Origin of the sequence: Ectobacillus panaciterrae DSM 19096, from assembly GCF_000430785.1 — a bacterium.
Lineage (GTDB): Bacteria > Bacillota > Bacilli > Bacillales > Bacillaceae_G > Ectobacillus > Ectobacillus panaciterrae.
In genome coordinates this window covers 1-1,810 of the sequence record NZ_AUMR01000187.1, presented here as the reverse complement: position 1 = coordinate 1,810, position 1,810 = coordinate 1, and the positions used below count along the sequence as shown (strand labels likewise).

Below are 1,810 nucleotides of genomic sequence, written 5' to 3'. Positions count from 1 at the left end.
CTTTCGAGTGAAGGTAAGACGCTGCTTTACTCACATTACTCCAGTGAGACTGCCATCGGCAGTAGAGACACCCAAACCTCATGGGCGCACCGTTCCTGTAACGAGGGGCAAAGTAAGCAACAGAAAAGCGAGGCTAAGGAAAAATCTGGGTGTACCATAAAGGTATTTAACTAGATATTGTTACAAGAAAATTATGTGACAGTATTTTGTTACACCGTATTTAGCACATTTTGGTGGTAAATACGGTATGACTGGACGCTGTATCTAAACAGGTCGTTTTTGTTACGGTATTATCTCTGCAAAAATCATTCGATTCTTTAGTACAATACTCTACTTTTAGAGATTACTTTGCCCCTGATCGCACCGACGCTGGTACTGGGCCAAATTCATATGTTAACCTCCAAGAGGTTAACATGATAAAAGATAAAAAAGAAAATGTGTAAACTAATTCTTACACATTCTCTTTTTATGGATAAAATAATAAATTACAGTTTTAACTAACTGTTTTTTTCGAGTGCTAATTTTACACCAAAACTAATAAATACAAGGCCTGTGATACCTTCAAAAAAGCCCTGCACAAGTGGTTTTTTCATAAAACCACTTATCATATCAATCATATAAATATATATGATATACCAAACAAATTTAATGAAGCAATAGGTTAAACCTAATAATAAAAACGATAGAAATGTTCCTTGTGTGGGCTCAACAAATTGAGGTAGAAAAGTAAGAAAAAAGACTGCTACTTTCGGGTTTATTTTCGAGTGTAAACCATCTATTTCTGTCAAGTATGTACTGGGGTGATGATCTAGGTTGATTTTACCTTCACCATAAAGTTTCAAGGCTGCCGTGGCTATAAACATTTTTGTCATGGATGCAATATGGAATTTCATTTCAAGTTTATTGGGTACACCTAGTTGAATGCTGGCATCCCCGTATGCTCTCTCGAATATTATGTTGTAATTCTTTGATATTAATATCGTTCCGCTTAATCGCTTTTCTTCATGATACTCGTTAATGATTGTCTCAATACGTGTATCAATTTTATTCAAAATACCACCCCTTACTTGGTATCATCTACTCTGATTCTTTGATCCTCACCATTCTCTCGGAAATAGGATGATCTTCACTTAACTCTAGCAGATCCCAAAGGTTCCCATATAAATCTTTAAATACGGCGACAATTCCATATGATTGTTGTTTGGGCTCTCTAACGAATTCAATTCCCTTTGACAGCATGTCATTATAATCTCTCCAGAAATCATCAGTGTTTAAAAATAGAAAAACTCTACCACCCGTCTGATTTCCAATAAACATTTCTTGTTCCGGTTTCGATGCTTTTGCAAGCAATAATGTGGTGCCTACAGAACCTGGCGGTGATACTACTACCCACCGTTTATCTTGTTCAGGTTGATAGGTATCCTCAACTAAAGTGAAGTTCAGCTTCTTTGTATAAAATTCTATTGCTTCATCATAATCTTTTACCACAAGAGCGATATGAACAATGGATTGACACATTTTTTGACTCCTCCCGATAGAGTGAATTATTGTCACCGAACATCCTTATATTACCATTCCTCCAGTAATTAAGTAATCATTTGTCATCTCTTTCACCGCGCAATCCTGCTCCTTTAGTTGAACAAGCAAATTAACGATATTCTCGAAATCAAAAAAACTACATACAGGATGTAGGTTTAGTCGGGTAAGCTGGGGGCATCACTGCCCCCAGCTCCCCTTGGAACCGTACGTGACAGCTTTCCCGTCATACGGCTCGAGCCTTCTTTTTCTCCAAACAACTTATTATCTGATA

Annotated in this window: 2 protein-coding genes; both read right to left on the bottom strand. The window is 37.0% G+C overall.

Going from position 1 to position 1,810, the window contains the following annotated elements; all coding sequences use genetic code 11:
* Window positions 1–497 precede the first annotated feature (497 nt).
* A complete protein-coding gene (locus H540_RS33850; RefSeq protein ID WP_051317236.1) occupies window positions 498–1,052 on the bottom strand; it encodes a LysE family transporter in 555 nt (184 codons plus the stop codon).
* Window positions 1,053–1,077: 25 nt separating this feature from the next.
* Entirely contained in the window at window positions 1,078–1,518 is a 441-nt protein-coding gene (locus H540_RS0122145; protein ID WP_028402422.1) for a VOC family protein, read from the bottom strand.
* Window positions 1,519–1,810: the final 292 nt, after the last annotated feature.